Annotated in this window: 16 protein-coding genes; 12 read left to right on the top strand and 4 right to left on the bottom strand. The window is 67.5% G+C overall.

All coding sequences use genetic code 11. From position 1 onward, the window contains the following. Window positions 1-587: 587 nt before the first annotated feature. The 3 genes from ACFU5O_RS36640 to ACFU5O_RS36630 form a co-directional block, all read right to left on the bottom strand. Window positions 588-2222, bottom strand: coding sequence for a hypothetical protein (locus ACFU5O_RS36640; RefSeq protein WP_384247164.1), 1635 nt, complete (start codon window positions 2220-2222; stop codon window positions 588-590). Between the two features lie 244 nt (window positions 2223-2466). Next, the gene (locus ACFU5O_RS36635; protein WP_384247162.1) at window positions 2467-3627 is read right to left on the bottom strand and encodes a type III PLP-dependent enzyme; all 1161 of its coding nucleotides are present in this window, start codon (window positions 3625-3627) and stop codon (window positions 2467-2469) included. A gap of 13 nt (window positions 3628-3640) precedes the next feature. After that, window positions 3641-4417, bottom strand: a complete 777-nt coding sequence (locus ACFU5O_RS36630) for a GntR family transcriptional regulator (RefSeq protein ID WP_384247160.1) — start codon at window positions 4415-4417, stop codon at window positions 3641-3643. 552 nt (window positions 4418-4969) lie between these two features. On the opposite strand from ACFU5O_RS36630, the gene ACFU5O_RS36625 reads away from it, so the two are divergent. The 12 genes from ACFU5O_RS36625 (at window position 4970) to ACFU5O_RS36570 (ending at window position 16523) form a co-directional block, all read left to right on the top strand. Then, the gene (locus tag ACFU5O_RS36625) at window positions 4970-5098 is read left to right on the top strand and encodes a hypothetical protein (protein WP_384247157.1); all 129 of its coding nucleotides are present in this window, start codon (window positions 4970-4972) and stop codon (window positions 5096-5098) included. Next, complete coding sequence (locus ACFU5O_RS36620) at window positions 5095-5283, top strand: hypothetical protein (RefSeq protein ID WP_384247155.1); 189 nt, start codon at window positions 5095-5097, stop codon at window positions 5281-5283. The genes ACFU5O_RS36625 and ACFU5O_RS36620 overlap by 4 nt, the downstream gene beginning before the upstream one ends. A gap of 84 nt (window positions 5284-5367) precedes the next feature. Continuing rightward, entirely contained in the window at window positions 5368-6453 is a 1086-nt protein-coding gene (locus ACFU5O_RS36615; protein ID WP_384247152.1) for a hypothetical protein, read from the top strand. Window positions 6454-6706: 253 nt separating this feature from the next. Beyond that, a complete protein-coding gene (locus ACFU5O_RS36610) occupies window positions 6707-8332 on the top strand; it encodes an FtsK/SpoIIIE domain-containing protein (RefSeq protein ID WP_384247149.1) in 1626 nt (541 codons plus the stop codon). A gap of 178 nt (window positions 8333-8510) precedes the next feature. Beyond that, complete coding sequence (locus ACFU5O_RS36605; protein ID WP_384247146.1) at window positions 8511-9506, top strand: NlpC/P60 family protein; 996 nt, start codon at window positions 8511-8513, stop codon at window positions 9504-9506. Between the two features lie 3 nt (window positions 9507-9509). After that, a complete protein-coding gene (locus tag ACFU5O_RS36600; protein WP_384247143.1) occupies window positions 9510-9785 on the top strand; it encodes a hypothetical protein in 276 nt (91 codons plus the stop codon). Window positions 9786-9791: 6 nt separating this feature from the next. After that, window positions 9792-11075, top strand: coding sequence for a hypothetical protein (locus tag ACFU5O_RS36595; protein ID WP_384247141.1), 1284 nt, complete (start codon window positions 9792-9794; stop codon window positions 11073-11075). 15 nt (window positions 11076-11090) lie between these two features. Beyond that, window positions 11091-12179: a hypothetical protein gene (locus tag ACFU5O_RS36590; RefSeq protein WP_384247139.1), complete on the top strand. Its 1089-nt coding sequence runs from the start codon at window positions 11091-11093 to the stop codon at window positions 12177-12179. Continuing rightward, window positions 12176-14341, top strand: a complete 2166-nt coding sequence (locus ACFU5O_RS36585) for a hypothetical protein (RefSeq protein ID WP_384247137.1) — start codon at window positions 12176-12178, stop codon at window positions 14339-14341. Before ACFU5O_RS36590 ends, ACFU5O_RS36585 begins: the two co-directional genes overlap by 4 nt. Window positions 14342-14539: 198 nt before the next feature. Beyond that, a complete protein-coding gene (locus ACFU5O_RS36580; protein ID WP_384247135.1) occupies window positions 14540-15181 on the top strand; it encodes a plasmid partition protein in 642 nt (213 codons plus the stop codon). 376 nt (window positions 15182-15557) lie between these two features. Continuing rightward, window positions 15558-16136: a hypothetical protein gene (locus ACFU5O_RS36575; RefSeq protein ID WP_384247133.1), complete on the top strand. Its 579-nt coding sequence runs from the start codon at window positions 15558-15560 to the stop codon at window positions 16134-16136. Between the two features lie 108 nt (window positions 16137-16244). Continuing rightward, window positions 16245-16523, top strand: coding sequence for a hypothetical protein (locus ACFU5O_RS36570; protein ID WP_384247130.1), 279 nt, complete (start codon window positions 16245-16247; stop codon window positions 16521-16523). Window positions 16524-16757: 234 nt separating this feature from the next. Here the strand turns inward: ACFU5O_RS36570 and ACFU5O_RS36565 are convergent, their stop codons facing one another. Further along, window positions 16758-19196 carry a Helicase associated domain protein gene (locus ACFU5O_RS36565; RefSeq protein ID WP_384247127.1) on the bottom strand — a complete coding sequence of 813 codons (2439 nt, stop codon included), beginning with the start codon at window positions 19194-19196 and terminating at the stop codon, window positions 16758-16760. Window positions 19197-19374: the final 178 nt, after the last annotated feature.

Here is a 19374-nt window from a genome sequence, read left to right as displayed (position 1 = left end):
CCCCTGACGGAGCATCAACCGAACCAGTGACCGAATCCCAAAACCACCCCACACCCAGAATCACCCTGCCTACACCTCAAGGCAGCCATCCGGATGTGCTCCCGTGCATCATAACCTCGCACTGTGTAGAGCGATCGAAACAGACTGACCCCCGGCAGAGGTCGGGAAAGGGCAGCTCCCTTTCCCTGCTGCTGAAATTCTTGCATCCCACCAAAGCCGCACGCACTCACAGTGCAAACACACTACGCCCTCACTCTGTTGCTCGAATTCCCGCACTTCCCGCAGGGCCTCAAATGACGCTTCCCGGGTGCCGCCCGTGGGACCGTGAGTGCCTGTTTTTGAACCCTCGGACGCGAGTGCTCGGTAAGTTGCAATCCGGCGGATCCTGGGCCAAGTTCACCGCGGTGAACTTGAGAACGATCAAGCTGCGGGGCTCCTCGATGAGCTCCGGGTAGCGGTGGTGGGGACCACCGCCACGGCGTTCGCTGCTCCGGGTGCCCGAGGCTGCACGCGTCCGCCTGCGCGCCGATCTGACACCCCAGCGTCGGGAGGCCGTGCGGGCGTCAGATCGGCGCGCAGGGGCGCGCCTAGAGGGCTCCTGCCTCTTGTGCGCGGGCTGCTGCAACTGCCGCTGCGCGCGTGGCTTCCCATTCGGCATCAGATGCCCTGCGTGCTGCCTCCGCCTTAGCGAGGCAGCGGTGACACAGTCCGGCAGTGACCACCGGGCGACCGCACGGCCCGTCGTGGCCGGGGCACAGTCCCTCTGCCGGGTCGGCGTCCCCAACTGCCGTGCACGGGATGCAGCGGTCACCTGTGGCAACTACGGTCCGACCGCACCCTGAAACGCACATCGGATTCACACCCTGGCAGGGGCCGCACAGGTCGGAGTCGGGAAGCGCCAGACGCGGACAGAACCCGCCATCACCCGTGCACGGGCGGTGCCGGCCCTGCCCGGCGACCTCGGCCGCCAGGCGCGCCCGTTTCTCCGCCCAGCTCTTCGGCTGCCCGCCGCGGTCATCGCTGCCCGGCTCCCCGGCGGTGGCCTGTTGCGCCGGAATCGCGGGAACGGTGCTGGCCGGTCCGGCAGCCAACAGATCCCGCAGACGTCGCGCAACGACCGCACCCACCGTGTGCGTCATGCGGTCCGGCAGCGGGCGGGAGAGCAGCGCGTGCCGGATCTCCTGCGGGGTAAACCCGCTCGCCAGCATCCCGGTAGCCACCAGCCCCTGATCCCGCAGCGTTTCAGCGTGAGTGATCGTCCACTGCGGGCACTCCGCGGCGATCGCCCGGAGAACCTGAACCCCGGGAGTCGGACCGACAGCCACCGGCCCTGACCCAAGACCTGCCCCCCTGCTGCTGCCGCTGTTCGGCGCGGCGTCAGCCGCCGCCGTCTCCCCACCAGTTGCCGCACCCGGCAGTGCCTCCTCCTGCTGATCGACTCCTCCGCCGTCCGTCCTTCCATCCGTCGCGCACGCGTCAGCTACCTCCACGGACGGACGGACGGGAGGGGGTGTCTGGTCTGAGCGGAGAGTATGAGCGGGGGGACTGAACGGGAGTTCGCGATCTTGCAGGTCAGCGCGGGAATCCGGGCTAGAAATCTGGCCCCGCGGGCTAGAAATCTGGCCCCGCGGGCTAGAAATCTGGCCCGCCCCCTCCGGGCTAGATTTTTGGCCCGCTTCTCCGGCGGCCTGCTCGGCCTGCTTCTTCGCGGCGCGCTCCCGCTCCTTCTTCACGGCTCGCTCGGCAGCCTCAGCAGCCGGCTTGCGCACCTCGGCCAGGAGCGCGAACGCGTTGCGCGGGCCGCTGTAGCCGCCTCGCGGCCGGTCGTTGATCCGGATGCGCAGAGGGGCACCGGACGCGCTCGCTCGGCTGGACGTCTTGACCGGCTTACCCTCGGGAGTGCTGATCAACTTCACGGCGGACAGCTCCGCGAGGAGTGAGCGGATGCGCGCCAGACTTGACGGCTTCACCGGCTCACCGGGCTTCACCGGCTTGGAGGGAAGGAGGTAGCAGAGCTGCAGAAGACTGAGCTTGCGGACTGGTCCGTGCTTCTCGATCACTAGAGCCCGCATGATCCAGTACAGGCGCACGGCACTGTCCCGGAGCTCAGGGCACAGGGGAATCCAGTCGTGGAGCTGGCTGGTATAGAGCCCGTCGTTGTCCGGGGCGTACAGCTCTGCGCGCTGGCTGGTGTCGGCGTTCTCGTCGTACTCGCCGGGCATCCGGCTGTCCTTTCCGGCCTCCCTCGCGACGTGTCGCGTGGCGGGGCGCACCCATGGGTACACTCGCCGGAGACCTGCGTGGGTCACCCGCCGCCACTCCGGGACTGCAATCCCAAGTGGAGCCACGGCGGGTTTTAACGTTTGGTGCAGGTGACACTACGCCCCGTGCGCAGCCTGGTTCCTCCCCCAATCGTGGCCGTGGTCTGTGTCAGGGCCCAAGCACGGTCACGGGGAACGAGTCCGGTCAGGACTGCGGAAGGTAGTGGAACGTCGGTCGCGGGTGCATCAAGAAGTCGTAGTGGGAGATGTTCCACGCGTAGGCGCCGGCCATCGAGAAGGCGATGACGTCACCGACCGCGATGCGGTCGGTCGGGACTGACCTCGCGAACACGTCCTTCGGTGTGCAGAGCTGCCCCACGTACGTCACCGGCGCGTTCTCGACTGCAGGCCCTTCCTGAGACCCGCCGGGCAGAACCGTGAACGGGTGGTCGTGGCCCTTCGTGACCGGCGTACGGATCTGCATCGTGCCGCCCCGGAGCACGGCGTACCACTCGCCGTGAGCCTTCTTCACGTCCAGGACGTCGGTGACATACCAGCCTGCGTAGACGGCCATGGCGCGTCCCGGCTCGATGCGTAGCGTCTCCCCCGCCTGCGTCAGCTTCGCGATGCCCTCCGCGTAGGTCTGCCAGTCGAACCGCTGCCCCGGCCGGGCGTAGTCGACGGCCATCCCGCCGCCCAGATTGATTTCGGGAGTGTCGACTCCCGCCGAGGAGAGCCAAGGCCGCGCCCATGCCAGGATCTGCCCGCTCTGCTTCAGCATTGCTTCAGCATCCAGGCCGGAAGCGAGGTGCGCGTGGATGCCGCGTAGCCGAAGCCAAGGGGCAGACTCCAGGATGCTGCGGCATGCTTCGATGAGTTCGAGGTCCATCCCGAACGGTCCGGTCATGGCGAGTGCCGCTCCTGCCCGGTTGCCGGCCAGGTTCACGCGCAGCATGACATCCGCGCCGCCGACAGATCGCGACAGGTTCGCCAGCCGCTTCAGCTCGTGAGGGCTCTCCACGTGGATCCGCTCAACTCGGAGCTCTAGCGCGTCCCTCAGCTCTGGGTCCGTCTTGCCTGGGCCGCCGAAGGCGATGCGCGAGCCTGGAACCGCCTCGAGGACGTGCCGCAGTTCGCCCCCCGACGCGACCTCGAACCCGTCCACGAATGGCGCGAGGGTGCGCAGAAATGCCGGATCAGGGTTCGCCTTGGCGGCGTAGAAGAGCTCAGGGGCAGAGGGACCAGAGAGCGCGGACCGGATGCTGCTGGCGTGCTGGGCGAGAGCCGTCAGCTCGTAAACGTAGGCCGGGAAGGAGCCCTGCTGGGACAGCTTCTTGCAGTAGTGGGTGACGGATTCTGTGATCACGGGAGAGTTCCTGTCAGCTCAGCGGAAACGTGTGCTCGATGACGAGGTAGTGAGCGGGAGCAAGGGTGGTGGTCACTTCGACGGCCTGTCCGTCTGCAGTAAGGCCGGTATGCACGATGTCGGTGATCGTGCGCTCCCTGCTGATCTCAAGTGCCTGCGCCTCAGCCGCGGTCGGGAGACGGCTGGGCACGATGCGCTCCGTTGCCTCCGTCTGCAGGTATCCGAGATCAGACAGTGCCGTCTTTACGCCGCCCTTGATCACTGGTGCCGCCTCCTCAAGCACGGTGTCCTCCGCGATTGAGAGCGGGACCCATGTGGCGTTCAGCCGGACAGGGATGCCGCTGGCGAGCAGGCGCCGACGGCGGACCAGGCAATTGACCTCGCCGCGCGGCAGCCCCAGGGCGTCAGCAACCTCTGCCGGTGGCTCCGCGCGCTCGACGGTGATCTCGTGTGTCGGCTCCAGCCCCAGCGCCCGCACCTCACTGTCAAACGCCCCCTTCGCGTCGCCGCGCTCACGGTTGGCTTTCCGGTATCGAGCAGCGGAGTGGAGCATCGGAGGGAGCCACGTGACGATCGTCCCTCGGCCCTGGCGCGGCCTCACCAGCCCTTCGGCGGCAAGCACACTCATGGCTCGGTTCACCAGGCTGCGTGAGGCTCCATAGCGCTCCGCGAGCTCTGGTTCGGACGGGAGCAGCGACGCAGTTGGGTAGCGACCGTTCACGATGTCCGATCGCAGGGTGGCTGCGATCTCGCGGAATCCGAGTTTCTGTCCGCCGCTGTTCTCGGGCATGGCCTCCTCCTTTCGTGGGCTTGATCAGCCCTAGGCTGCCCACACCCTAACTCAAACGCCAAACGTTTGGCGATGCTTGACGGGTGTGGCCCGGGTGTGCGTGAATACATGCGTAAACGCCAAACGTTTGGCGTATGGCTTTGAGTGGACTAGCGCACTGCTACGCCGCGCAGCGGTTCGGAACCGCCGTCGAATGACGGGAGGCCGGTGCAGGAGCGTCCGTGGATTGAGAACTCAACAGTGAACTGATTCTTCGGGCCGCGGCGCCCCTGCCGTCACTACGACGAGAGACCCCCTCACCAGCGACTTCCGGCTGGCGGGCTCTTGAGCGGGGGGCTGGCTGCACGGCAGCCCGAGAGCGGATCTCAGAGGGCCCCAGGGGTGGGGCCACGGGTGCGAGTCCCTGTCCGCTCACCGCGCCGCACAGACGGCGCGACCCCCGGCACGGCGTTGCACCGCCATATGTGCCGGGGGTCCACGGATCTCCAGAGCAAAGGAAATGATCCGCATGACCATCATCGCAGCCGCCACCGTTGCCCCGGAGCGCGCCGCATGACCCCCCAGGAGCAGGCGGCCAGGGACGCCGCCGAAGCTGCGCAGCGCGCCGAGGCCGCCCGCCGCCAGGCGGAAGCCGAGCTTCAGCGCCACGGACAGGCCATGTCGGGGGTGAGCGGACGATGACCCCCCGTCCTACGGACGACCTGTACGTCCGCTATATGCGGGCGTTCGAGGCCTCGACCGAGCACACCAACGGCTGCGGGCCCTGCCAGGCCGGTGAGGACTGCTCGGCTGGTCAGCCGGTCCACGAGCGGTTCGCCCGGCTTCAGGACGCCTACCGCGAACGCCAGTCCAAGCAGCAGCGCTGAGTTTCCCGGCTATGCCCGTCGTTCCCGCCCTTTCCCCGGGCGGGGCGGCGGAGTCCACACGAGAAGAGAAGGACGGAGAACACGGTGAACAAGGGCAAGAGTTGGCATGTGCAGCCGTCCCCGCGCGGAACGGTGCTCAGCATCCTGGGGGTCGTCACGCTGGGCGTGGCGATCCTGTCGGTGGCCGTGAGCTACCAGATCCTTGAGCCCCGGTTCGGGGGCTGGGCGGTTCCGACGGTGGGCGCCCTGGATGCCCTGTGGGTGGTGTTCCAGGCGACGGAGATCCTGGCCGGCAACAACACCAGGCGCGTTCGGCGTGTCCAGCGCGCCGGTCTGGCACTCACGGCCGTCAACGCCGCGATCCCGACGCTCCACCTGATCTTTTCCGGGCCCGGCGGGTTCGACCTGGCCATGGTCCTCACCCCGATTGCCATCGTCGCGACCAAGGCCGCCTGGTGGGTCGCTCTCCCCTCGCTCGGGCGGAAGGTGTCGGCCGCGACGCGGCAGCGCATCGACGGCAAGCGCCAGGATGTGGCGGACCGCCTGGAGGAGATGGAGGCGGAGGCCGCGCACCGCATCGAGCTGCTGGAGCTCGCTACCGCGCTGGAAGAGAAGGTGGCCGAGGCCGAGACGGCTTACCGCCTGTCGGTGCTCGCGGCGCAGCAGTCCATGACCAAGGAGCTGCACGAGCAGGCCGAGGCCACCGCGAAGACAGTTGCCGAGAAGGTGCTGCCGGCCTCTGTGGCGGGGATCCGTCTGCCGGTACTCGGGCAGTGGACGCCCACCGCGCCCGCCCTGCCCGGCACGGTCGCCATCGGGACCGGCACGCAGGTCAGCGCGCCGTCAACGGAATCCGGCACACCAGGCGGCACACCGGCACACCAGGCGGCACAGGCCGTCATGCTCGCCGAACTCGCGGCCGTCGCGGGCGTGCCCGTCCCGAAGCCCGGCGAGCAGCTGACCGACGGGCAGATGGACGTTGTGCTGCGGCACCTGCGCTACTGCGACGACCCGCCGCTGTCCTACCGCCAGGCCCGCGACGCCTTCCGCCGCGCTGGCTTCGTCGGCAGTGAGGAGAGGGTGCGCCGCGCGTGGGTTGCGCTGCTGTCGAAGGAGGAGCGCAGCGAGGACAGCGAGAGCGAGGAAGAGCCCGAGGACGCGGGCGCCTGACCAAGCGTCCGGCACCACCAGTGAGGGCCAGCCCGCACCTTGTGCGGGCTGGCCCTTGCTGCGACTGCCGGAACACCAACACGCCGCAGTCGAGGCGGTGCAGACCCGGTGAGTGACCCGGCGAGCGAACACCGCGTTCGCAGACCCGGGGAGCAGACCCGGCGAGCACCGCAGAAACCCTAAGAAATCCCAGGAATTCGAAGGCATGTGCGAGTTATGCTCGCCTGCTCATGATCGAAAAGAAGGAGGGGGTGTGGGGAGGAAAAGGCAACAGCAAGGGGAGGATTCGTACGGGCAGGCTGCGGGTGCGATCGGCGGCCTGGCCATCGCGTTCGGGATCCTCGCCGCCATCAAAGACAAGCTGGGCTTGTCCTGGCCGGCCACCGTGCTGCTCACCGCCGGTGTGCTGGTCGCGCTCGGCTACGGGGCCTGGAAGGTCCGTACGGGCCTCAAACGGCTCTGGGCAGGCGACACGCAGCCCGCGACGGCTCTGAAGCAGGAAGCGCCCGACGCGGTGCTGGACGAGGCGCAGACGGACGCTGAAGACGTTCCGGTGCACCCGGAGTTGACTGCGGCGCTTACCACGGCCGGGGCCATCGGCCGGGAAGAAGTGATCCGGGCCGATGAGGTCACGATCGAGCCGGTGCAGACCGGCAAGGTCTATGACTTTCTGGTGCCGAAGGGCCGCACGTACAAGGACGTTGAGAAGCGGCTCGGGAACGTGGCCGGCGTGTTCGCTGTCACCCGCCTGCATACCAAGCTGGAGCGCAGCCGCACCAACGAGCGCCGGGTACGGCTCCTGGTGCTCAACGAGCCCCCGTTCACCCGTCCGTTCCCTGCGCCGACCCGGCGCGAGATCGAGACGTTCGACGGGGTGACGTTCGGGCACGACGTCACCGGCCAGCTCGCCGGGGTCGGCACGTTCGACAAGGCGTCGCTACTGGTCGGCGGCATGACGCAGATGGGCAAGACCACGCTCATCAACGGGCTCATCACGTGCCTGCTCATTGCGTACGGCGAATTCGACCTGTATCTGCTCGACGGGAAACACTGCGGGCTCACCAGGTTCGAAAAGATCGCCGTCCGCTACGAGGCGTCCGACAAACCGGCCGTCATGGAAAACATGCTCGATGAGCTCAACGGGCGTGTAGAGGGCCGGTATACAGAGATCCAGGACGCCATCCGGAACCGGCGGCCCGCGCCGGTTTTCAGGCCGGTGTTCTTCATCGTCGACGAGGCAGCCGACTTCTTCACCCACGACGGAACGGACGACGGGAAGGAACAGGCGCGCCGGGTAGCGGAGAAAGCTCGCTCGCTGGTCGCCAAGGCCCTGGAGTCCGGAATTTCCACGGTCATGCTGACGCAGCGCCCGGCCCAGAACGCGATCCCGGTCATGGTGCGGGACCAGTTCCTCTACCGGATGTGCCTCTACGTGGCATCCGAAGGAACCGCGAAAGTCGCCCTCGGCGACACGTATTTCGAAACGGTCGCACCCATTAACCCGGTGCTCCTCGACTCGAACATCAAGGGTCAGGGTGTCCTTTTCGCGCACGGCGTTTCCACCCTCATCCGGGGGTTCAACTTCGAGGACGACTTCATCTGGGAAATCGTCGACGAGGTTCACGACCGGCAAGAGAGGGTGCTCGAAGCGGCACCGGTATCCCCGGTCAAAAAGGCCGTCGACCTGATGCGGAGCAAGGGTGTGGAGTTCATGCCCACTTCGGAGATGGCCCCGGCTCTCGGGATCACAGAAACCGATCCGACGGAGCGCGGAAAGCAGCTTTCGAAGCTGCTCGGGGTCTCCGCCGACAGGGGACCGAAGGGGGTGCGGGGGTACCGGCTCGCCGATCTCACCGCAGCCCTTATGTCCGGTTCGTGACAGCCACCAGGTACCGCCAAACCACCGCCACAGCACCGCCAGACCACCGCCACCCCAGCCTGCTGGGTGGCGGTCAATCGGCCCCCTGTGGCGGTCCCATGACGGTGCCGTGACGGTCACGTGTGGCGGTTCTGACCAGCACAAATACTCGAATATCTCAGGAGAGAGGGGGGAGACCTTGCGCAGCTCTTTAGCCGTCACGATCGGCGTGGGAGCGACCGCGGCCGTCGTCGTCGCCGCACTCGTGCAAGCAGCCGGCGACAACCCCATAGACGCGGCACTCAGCGTGTCCGTCCCCGCGGACTACCAAGCGCTGATCGAGAAGGCGGGACACGCCTGCCCCGAGATCAGCCCGAACCTGCTCGCCGCGCTCCTCAAAAAGGAATCAGAATTCGACCCGAAAGCGCGGTCACCGGTCGGAGCACAGGGAATCGCGCAATTCATGCCGTCCACGTGGGAGAGCCACGGAATCGACGGCAACGGCGACGGAAAACGGGACGTGTGGGATCCCGAGGATGCGATCCCCTCATCGGCCCGATACCTGTGTACCGTCGCCAAAGAAGTCAAAGACGTTCCCGGCAGTCAGCAGAGCAATATGCTCGCCGCCTACAACGCCGGGAGCTACGCCGTCCGCAAAGCCGGTGGCGTCCCTCCCATCAGGGAAACACAGGACTACGTCCGGACCATTACCGCACTCGCCAAGCAGCCAACCGGCGCCGGTAAAACCGCAACCACGACACAGGCCGCCACCGCCGTCAACGCGGCGAACGCCATGCTCGGCACCCCATATTCGTGGGGTGGCGGCAACGCGAGCGGTCCCAGCACGGGGATTTGCTGCTCGCCCAGCGGCCGTTCCGGACAATCCATCACCGGATTCGACTGCTCCGGGCTGGTTCTCTACGCCTACGCGAAGGCCGGTATCAGCCTGCCCCGCACGGCAGCCGCGCAATACGCCGCGTCGGAACCGCTCAAGCCCGGACAAGTACGCCCGGGAGATCTCGTCTTCTACGGCTCAAGTGCCGCCGGAATTCATCACGTCGGCATTTACGTCGGCGGCGGCTGGATGATCGACGCCCCCCGGCCCGGCACCCAGGTCCGCTATTCACCCATGGACACGATGCCCGACCTGTTCGGCGTCGCACGACCCGTACCCGACCACAGCAAGGAGATCTGACCCATGTTCAAGTCCATCACGCTCGCCAAGCCCATCGACATGTCCGGCGGATTCAAAGACTTCTTCGACACCATCGGCCTCACCGGCGGCGGCCTGGTCACCAAGGGCATCGCCGCCGTGATCGCAATCATCGCGCTCCGCATGCTGCTCCAGCTGTCCAACGACCCCAAGGGCGCACTGCGGAAGGGCTCGATGGCCGTAGGAACGCTGTTCGTCGCTGTCGTCCTCGCCCTCTACGGCGACACCCTGTTCTCGACCGTGACCGACGCCAAGGGCTGATCCGTCATGCCGGACAAAGACCCCTGCAACCTGATCAAGGGCGTGGCACGGGAGTACTGCGAACGGGCCAGGGACGGAGAGGCCCCACCCGACGCCCCCACACAGGGCGAAAGGGGCCTCACCGACGGAGCCTCCGACCACGTCAAAGACCTCGCCGAATACCTGATCAAGAAGATCAACGGCCTTGTCGCACCGGAGAAAGCCTGGGCGCCCGACGACTCCAGGGACGGGCTGTATGCGCCGTTTCTGTGGCTCGGTCAGCACCTCGCGGTCGCCATCTTCGTGTGCGTGATCGTCGTGTGCGCCGTGACCGCCTGGCAGGGCGCACCCCGCCTGAAACAGATGGGGGCATCCACCGGGTGGACGCTCGCGGCCGTCGCCGGCATGGCGTCGGTCCCCGGGGCGGTGATGCTGCTGAACAAGGCCGTGAGCGGCGCGTTCAAGGCCGCGTTCAACAGCAATGAATCCACCCTGTTCACCACCATCAGCAACGACCTGAAGAACGGAGCGGATTCGGGAAACCCACTGGCCATCCTGATCATCGTCTCCGCGCTCGTGGTCGCCCTGGCGTTTGCGGCGTTGGTGTTCATGACGCGACAGCTCGGGATCGTCGCGTTCGTGTGCATGGCACCCCTGGTGCTCGCGTCGCTGGCACGCGGGGGCGACATGACAGCGGTCAAGACGTGGGCGATGCGGCTGCTGGGGCTGATGTTCGCCCCGTTCGCGCTGCTGCTGGTCAGCCCGTTCGTGAAGGGCTTCGGGGGCTCGCTGGTGATGGACGCCGTCCTGCTGGTCGCCGCAGATGCCCTGATGCTGCGAATGATCTTCCACGGGATCCCGTACTTCGGGCCCCGGGTGGCCCGTGCGGCACGGTCGATGGTGGAGAGCCACACCAGCAACCCGTTCGCGCGAGCGGCCGTCAAGGCGGGCGTGCCGGACTTCCACGAGCAGGAGAACACCCCGCGCAGTCCGCGTGTGGTGGCCACCCCGGGCCGCGCCATGGCTCAGGACGGAGATGTTCTGTTCGCCGCGTACGGGGTGAAGCAACGGCGGCGGCCGGGGCGGTTGACGACCGAATCGGCCATCGCCCAGACCCAGACGGATGCGGAGCGTCAGGCGCGGGTCATGGCCGCGCGACGGGAGGCCCGTGCCGCCCACACCCCGAGCCGTACCACCTCCCGCACGACGCACGCCGCGTCGACTCCCGCGGCCCCGTCCGGGCCGACGCCTTCGGCACCCAGCTCGCCGCCGGCGCCCGGTCCGGCGTCGAGCGGACCGACCACCCCCTAGAGAAGGAGAGTTGCTGTGTACTCCCTGACCCCCGGCTACCGCGTCCCTGCTATCCAGCGCGGGCTCAGCCCCGCAGAGGTCGTGCTGACCAAGACGAACGCCGGGGCAGGGGCCGCCATCCTGGCATCGGCGATGCTCAACCCGCCGCCCGCGTGGGCGTTCGGAGTCATCGCCGGTATCGCCGGGCTGATCAACATCGCGCCCGGACGCCGCTCGATCGCCCGATGGGTGGCGGTCGGCGTCCGGCATTGGCGGGAGCGCACCACCCCCGACCTGGCCACGAGCGCGGGCACGACCAGGACGTGGACGCTGTACCCGCACCACGGCACCATGCAGGACCCGTACCTGCGGGCCGGCTTTCACGCCGCATTCGCGAAGGCGCTGACCTTCGTGGCCGGCCAGGCCCGCACCGCTGGCATCCAGGTCCACGTCACCCACCACGCCACGGTGGGCGACTACACCGACCACGAGCAGACGATTTCCGTGCACATCCCCAAAGGGCTGATCGGCCACCCTGAGCGCGTCATCAGCACGATCGAGAGCGAGTTCGCGGCCCTCGGCGTGCTGGCCCCGATCACCCCGGAGCCGGTACCGGCCGTGACCGACCGCGCCTCCGGCTGGGCCGCACTTGAGAACGGCCGGTACGCAGCAACGGCGCGCATCACCTCCTGGCCCTCCGAGACCGACGGCGACCTAATGCCCAAGCTGCTGCTCGGCAGGAGCGATGACCCCGACCGCACCGCGGACCGCTCCTTGGCGGTGCTCTACCGGCCGCTACCCGCCGGACAGTCCCGCCGCTCCGCGAAGTGGCAGGACGCTGCAGCCGGGGCCTTCACCACCGACAAGATCAAGCAGGACGCGAACGACGCGGCCAGCGGCACCACACACGACGCGCTCGTGCAAGGTGCGTCCCTGGTCGATGTCGACGCCTACCTGACCGTGTGGGGCGACAGTCCCGAGGCGGTCACGGACGCGCGCTGGGATGCCTCCCTGCTTGCCGACCGGCACCGGATCTCTCTGGACTGGCTTTCTGGCCAACAGGTCCGAGCCCACGTCATGACCACCCCGCACGGAGCACCCACACGGAAAGGGGCCATCCTGTGATCCGTCTGCCCGCGACGCAGGCCGCCATCACGGCGCCGCTGGTCGCAGCCAACTCCCACTTTCCCGGCATCCAGATCGGCCGCTCCGAGACCGACGGCCGACCCTTCCACCTGACCCCCGTCCTGGTCGACGCCAGCATCCTTCCGGCGACCAACTCCCTGGCCCTGGGCGGGCTCGGCTCGGGCAAGTCCACCACGGCGAAGGTGCGAAGCCGCCGCGAGATCCTGCACCACGACCACCAGTACGTCGTCATCGACAGCTTCGGAGAGGAGACGGCCGCAGGCGAGTGGGGGAAGCTCACGGAATCCCTCGGTGGCCTGATCATCGAAGCAGGCGCCTTCACCCTGAATCCCTGCTCGCCAGAGTTCCAGCCTGATGTACGCGAACAGTTGATCCGATCGCTGATCGCCGCTGTCGAACCCGGAGCGCTCACCCCCCAGTCCACTCATGCTCTCCAGCACGCCCTCAACAGCCCCAAGGCCGGCACTCTCGGCGGGCTGGTCGATGCCCTGGTCAGCCCGGAGGACGGCCGTTGGCCGGCCGACAAGATCGCAGGGTGGGGCGAGGGCGTGGCCATCGCTCTGTCCCGCTACACCGAAGGCTCGTTGCGCGGCCTGTTCGATGGCCCGGCAGCGGGTCTGCCTCCGACCGATCTGCCCATCATCAGCTTCGATTTCTCCAGTCTCGACCGCAACAGCCCCGCGATCCCCGCTCTCATGGCTGCGATCGCCTGTTGGGTCGAGCATGTGTGGCTTCGGCAGTCGACGGCCGTGCACCGCCACCTGGTGCTCGAAGAGGCCTGGCAGATCCTCCTGTCCCCCGCCACAAGCGAGCTGATCCAACGGCTGTTGAAGAACAGCCGTAAGGCCGCCTTGTCGCTGGAGGTGGTCATGCATACGCTGTCCGACCTTGGCGAAGGCCGTGCCCAAGACCTGGCCCGACTCTGCGAGATTGCCCATGTCGGACGCCTGGGCCCCGAAGAGGCCGCCATCGTCGGTGCCCTGCTCGGGCTGCCCGCCTGGGCCATCAAGAAGATTCCGACCTTGGAGCCGGGACAAGCCGTGTGGAAGGTCGGCCCGGATTACGTCGACATCGTCCAGACCGTCCTCACTGAGGAAGAGGCCAGGCTGACCGACACGTCGTCCCGGCGCCGCAAGGCACAACAGGCCCTGGCCATCGAACAGGAAACGGTGGCTCCGACGGACCCTGACGTCGTCGGCGACGAGGACCAGGGCGAGGACCTCCTGGCACCAGTCGAGCAGGACACCAGCGACGGTGACCGGGACTGGGACTGGGAGATGCCTCCGAACGTCATCGACACCCGGCACCAGGATGTTCTCCAGGCTGCTAGGGAAGGCCGCTGCAGCGAAGCCGCCCAACTCGCCGCCATCGGCGAACGCGAGGACATCACCGCCCACGGGATCAACTCGGACCAGGCGGTGTCGTGGCTGTCGACCCGGGCCCGGGTGGCAGAACTGTGCGGGAGCCCGGAACGAGCAGTACAACTCCGCGCTACCGTCGCACGTATGGGGAAAGACGTCGACTGGTTCGAGAAGACCGGCGCTGGCACGGACCCGGAATGGCACCGCGGGCCCGAGCCCGGATCGCTCGCACAGGCTCCCGAGGACACACCGGCACCGCCGACGCGACGACGCACCTGGCCCTACGCCGCCGTGATTGCGGTCCTGTCCATCGCGGTCGCGGGCGTGTGGCAGAACGCCTCGGACGAGGAACACCGCCAGGACAGCAAGCAAAAAGCAGCCGCGTACAAGGGCGTATCAGCCACAGATCTGAACATCGACGGGGCCAAGATCGAAACCTTGGCAGCGTGGAGCAAGGACGGCCGGTCCGTCATCCTGTCAGCCTGGGTCGACTCGGAGGTGGAACCGAAGTACATCCGCATCGACTCAGGAAGCCAGACCGCGGAAGAGGAGACATCTCCTCCCAAGGAGGGGCAGATCCCTATGCCGATCCGGCTGGAGGTGAAAGTCCCGGTCAAGGATCACTACCAGCCGGTCCGGTTGACCGTCGCGGTCGGCGGCCCCCACTGGAAACGAGGCTCCCGGGCCCCACGCCGCACCATCGAGTTCCGCCCCGACCGGACAGCCACCGACATCGAAACCGGAAAGCGCCTCAAGCAGAGCTATACCCCGCTGCTTTGACATCACCAGATCTGCTACGGCTGATGGCCCGTACCCCCAGTGCTCAGGCGCCAGGGGTACGGGCCATCGTGCGTTTGGGGGCGACTCATCGCGTGGATCAATCTTTGTGGGGCCGTCTCAGGCGTGAGGGCCCTTGTCGGTTCCTCGGGCATGGCACCATCGTGCGGGCCAGTGCCGAGCCGAGGGAAAGAAGCCGCCGTGTTGATTGCCAACATCAGCCCCCGCAGTATGGGCAAGACCACGGACACGGGCATGATGGCCCATGCCCTTCACGAGGCCGGCTACCCGGTTCGGGCTTGGGACGCCGACGAGTCCCAGCACCTCACGCAGTGGTCGGAAGCCGCCGATGGCTTCCCCTTCCCTGTCGAAAGGAACGCCAGCGCGACCTTTGCGACTGACGTGACGCCTCTCAAGGACGGGATCGACATCGTTGATGTCGGCCACACCGAGAACCACCCGCACATTGCGGACAGCGTGCTAAAGGTGGCCGACTTGGCGATCGTGCACATGGAGCCGTCCATGGCCGACTGGCAGAGGGTCACCGAGCCGCGCACCTCCACCCCCGTGGCCGAGATCGTCGCCCGCTCCGCTTTCACACGCCCCGACCGGCAAGCACCGCCGGTGTGGATCCTCCTCAACCGCGTAAGGACCGGCGTGCGTTCGGCTCAGGACATTCGCGGCATGCTGCGTGATTCCGGGTGGAACGTCTTCACGGTGATGATTCCGAACCTGGATGAGCTCAAGCAAGCAACGGCATTCCCCGTGGAACGCGCCTCACGGGGTCCGTTCGGGGAGCTGGTCACGGAGATGGAGGCAAAGGGCTTGATCAAGAATGGCTAGGCGTCGGGACCTGCGCGCTGGCGCGGCAGCCACGACCGCCACACGCACGACGGAAACGCACGACTCGACTCCGAGCACCTCTGCGGGAAGCGCCTTGCCGCGGTCATCGGCTGGTGTGGGGCTGCGTGATCAGCCGTTCACGCTCGCTCACTGGGCAGCCACTCTGCCGGAGCGTGATGTGGCGGCAGGGGAGGCGAACGGTCCGCTCAGCCCCGAGGAGCAGGAACTGTTGGGCGAGTGTCACCGTGCCATCGACAATGCACGCTCAGCACAGTGGCTGCTGGGCCGCTCGTTGGAGATTGTGCGTCGTCGTCGTCTGCACCGCGGGGACGGATCCCGTACGTGGCCTCAGTACCTCGCAGCCGAGCATGACGGGATGACCGAGCGGGAGGCGCGTCGGTTGCAAGAGGAATGGCGGCTGTCCAAAGCGGTGCAGGATGCACTCGGGAAGCCCGCGCCGGCCTCCCACGTCCGGGCCATGCTCGAGTACGCCGACAGCACCTCCGACGAGCAGGCCGCCCGCGACTACGTGATGCTGCGGGAGGCATTCGAGTCCGGGCAGATGCGTCTCGCCGCACACCAGATCACGGCCAGAGTCGCCAAAGCCATCGAGGCGGCGGCCGTCGAAACTCCGGAAGAACGCCGCCACGCGGTCGCCGTCCGCTGGCACGAGATCCACGCCCCTCAACCCTCCATCCCCGCGCCGACGGCAGCCCCCGACAAGGCGCCTAGGGGCCCACGGCCGCGGGAAGGAACCGATCCCCTCGTGGGTGCCGTTCGCGCCGCGGAGCAGGCCTTGGAGCGCCTGAACGTGGTGCTCATGGATAAGAGTGCTGCCATGCAACGGCCGGACGTCGATGCTGAGCATCTTCAGGAGCGCCTCCGCAAGGTCGGCCGCATCCTCGCAAAGGTCACTGTCCCGTCCCACGTCATGGAGGACGGCACCCGTGGTTGAGCCGAACCCGGCAAAATTTCCGGGTTCGGCTCAACCGCAAGGGGCCGTCCTCTGCGTTTGCAGTAGTGCCGTGCTTGCGTAGGCACTGCATTGGTAGGGTGCGCGATCATGAGCACAGCAGAGAAAGCAACAGAGAACGGACCGGCTCGGCAGACCGCCGTGAGGACCAAGCCCGTGCGGCTGACGGTGGACATGACTCCCGTTCTGCGGCGGAGGCTGCGGGCATGGACCGGGATGGCGGCGGATGAGCTGGGCCTGGTGGACGTGCCTGCGGCTGAAGTGATCCGGGCTCTGGTTGGCCGGCTCACGGACTTGCATGGTGATCCGGAGCTTCGCAGGGCGCTGTCCAAAGCGGTCATGGACGACCTGCAAGCAGTACAGCAGTAAGCACGGGGCACCGTGAGGCCGTAGCGGTTCCTCCGCGGCCCCGTATCCACTGACCTACTGCACCCCTGCATACAGGGGTGCAGTAGGTCAGTGGATACGGTATTCCGTGCCTGTCTGACGTGGGAAAACGTCAATGGCCGCCCAGACGCACCGGACGTGCAAAGGTCAGAGCCGGGACAGCCAACAGAGGGGGACGCCCCGTCAGGGCGTCCCCCTCTGTTGCGTTCCGGCTCTTCAGATCACTCCGAGCTCGGTGAGGACGGCCACACGGTCGGCGGGGAGTGTCGCGTGTCGGCTGCGCTGGTTCGCAAGCCATACACCGAGTTTCACGTCGTGCTCCTGGTCCTCGTGTACGACCCGTTCGACATGCGCTCGGGAGACGCCCGTCAGGGTGCCTTCGCGTGCGAGGTAGGCGCGGGCCGCGGCGACGCCGCGTTCCCATGCCGCCGCCCGTCCGCCGGCCTTCGGCGCGACCGTGGTGGGTTCGGGTGGCGTGACTCCGAGCGCGGCCAGCCGCTCGCGCTGCGCCTCCGACAGCTCGGCCCACGTCTCGCGCTGCCGCTGGAGCCACTGTCCGACGTCGGCGCCGTGCACGCTAACCCCGGGCACGATCTCGTCGACGGCCGCGCCGCCGCCGGTCACCAGGGCCCGTACGCCCGCGTAGTGGCGCTGCCAGTCGATGGGCCATGCCGGGCGCCAGTCCGGGTCGATGGCGGTGAGCTGTGCGGCCCGCTCGTCGTTCAGCGCGCCGGGGCGGCGGCAGTTGGACAGCCATTGCCCGATCGGGCGTCCTGTGGCCCCTGACGGCCCTTCCAGCGCCCGCGCAGCCTCACCCCCGGGCTCTACGACCACCGCGCCGCGCGGAGCGGCCAGCGTCCCGTACCGCCCCATGTACAGCCGCGCCGCCGCCACGTTGTCCTGCCACTCGGCCTCGGCCGGGTCCCACACCATGCCGAGCCGCTCCAGCCGCGCCGCCCGCAGTCCGTCGAGCTGACCGGACGCGTACGCCGCCCGCTGCCGACGGATCCACCGTCCCAGCGGATACGCCCCGCGATCCGTTCCCATCTCCGCACCCAGCGGCACCCGCAGGTGTCCCTCGCGCGAGGACCACCGCCGCGCCGCCCAGTACCCCCGCGTCCAGTCCTGCCGTTCGGTGTCGATCACGCGCAGCGACACCAGATCGGCGACCGCGGCCGGATCCCGGGGCGAGGAAAACCGCAGCAGCATCCGCGATTCCTCCTCGCCCTCCTCAGGCTCCGGACCGATCCACTCGCCCTCTTCACGTGGCGAGTTCTCCTGCGGGAGGGCGAGCAATTCGACCGCACGTTCATCGTGCGCCCGCAAACCCGCCAACACCTTTACCAAAGGCCGATACGACGCGGAAGTGACCATGTCGTCCGGGGTCTCATCCGGCCCCAGAAACACGGGCACGATCAGCGAAGCGACCTTTCCGGAATTCGGCTTCTGACGCAGCGCCCGCCCAATCGCCTGAACAATATCGACGGACGAACCCTTGGGATCAAGGAGCGCCACCGAATCCACCGCCGGACAGTCCACCCCCTCACCCAAAACCCGGCAATTCGACAGCACCGCACGATGCGCCGTACCGCCGAACTTCCCCAAAACTTGCGCCCGGTGGTCCGATTCGTGCTCACCGCGCAGCCATCCCGCCCACACCGAGGCCGGGTACTTCTCCGGATCAGACGCGTGCAATTCGGCCGCCTTCTTCTCCAGCCCCTTGGAGAACGCCTCGGCCTCCACCGTGCGGTGATGGAAAGTAATGATCTTCTGCAACCCGTGATCGGCCGCCGTCCGCAGCAACGCCGCTTGGAGCGCCCCGAGCCGCTGCCCGCGCACCTCCTCCTCCCGCGCCCCAGGCCCCGACAGCCGCTCCGGCGTCACCACCGGGTCACGCATCTCCACCACGAGAATCCGATACCGGGCCAGCAACCCCAGACTGATGGCGTCCGCCAGCCCCAGCTCGTACACGACCGGCCCGAACACCGACTCGTCATCCATCGAGCACGCCAACTCCGCCGGCAACCGGTCCCGCGCCCCCTCCCGCACCTCCCAGCTCGGCGGACGCTCCCGCCAAACCCGAGGCGTCGCCGTGAAATACAACCGCCGCGCCGCCGGAATCTCCGACTGCCGGTGAATTGCCGCCCACGCCTTCCCCAGACTCCCCGACGTCCGGTGCGCCTCATCAACGACCACGAGGTCAAATGGCTGAATTGCCGGGCCGTACTCTCCACTGAACGCTTTGGTGAGGACCGGCAATGACGCATACGTGGCGTACATCGTCACCGGGCCTTTCCCATGACGCTCGGCAAGCACAACCGGATTGGTAGTCGTCCGCACCCCCGCCGCAAACAATCCAGCGTCGTCATCCAGCGAACACACCGCCACTGACTTTCCGTCATGACCTTCCGCACGCCATTCCCTTACCGTCTGCGTCAGCAGATCCAGAGTCGGCAGCATCACCAGAATCCGCCCGCCCTTAGCGATCCGCAGCGCGGAATGCGCGGCAATGAGCGTCTTTCCGGTACCGCACGCCGCCACCACAGACGCCCGCAAGCCGTCTGCGGGGATTCCAGCGGGTGGCGTGTCAAGGGCGCTGACAGCCGCTTCCACGGCCTCTACCTGATGCGGACGGAGTTCACGCGGTGCGCTCATCGGTTCCCCACTCCCATCCCCTGCCGGGGGTCTGCCCGTTCCGGTCGCTCTACACAGTGCCCTTATGTGATGCACGGGAGCGTGTCCGGGTGGTCGTCTTCAGACGATAGCAGGGTCGTGGTCAGTGTGGGGTGGTTTTGGGATTCGGTCACTGGTTCGGTTGATGCTCCGTCAGGGA

This window comes from Streptomyces sp. NPDC057445, from assembly GCF_042802855.1.
Lineage (GTDB): Bacteria > Actinomycetota > Actinomycetes > Streptomycetales > Streptomycetaceae > Streptomyces.
Note: the sequence above shows the minus strand (reverse complement) of the source record. Positions and strands in the feature narration are given on the sequence as shown.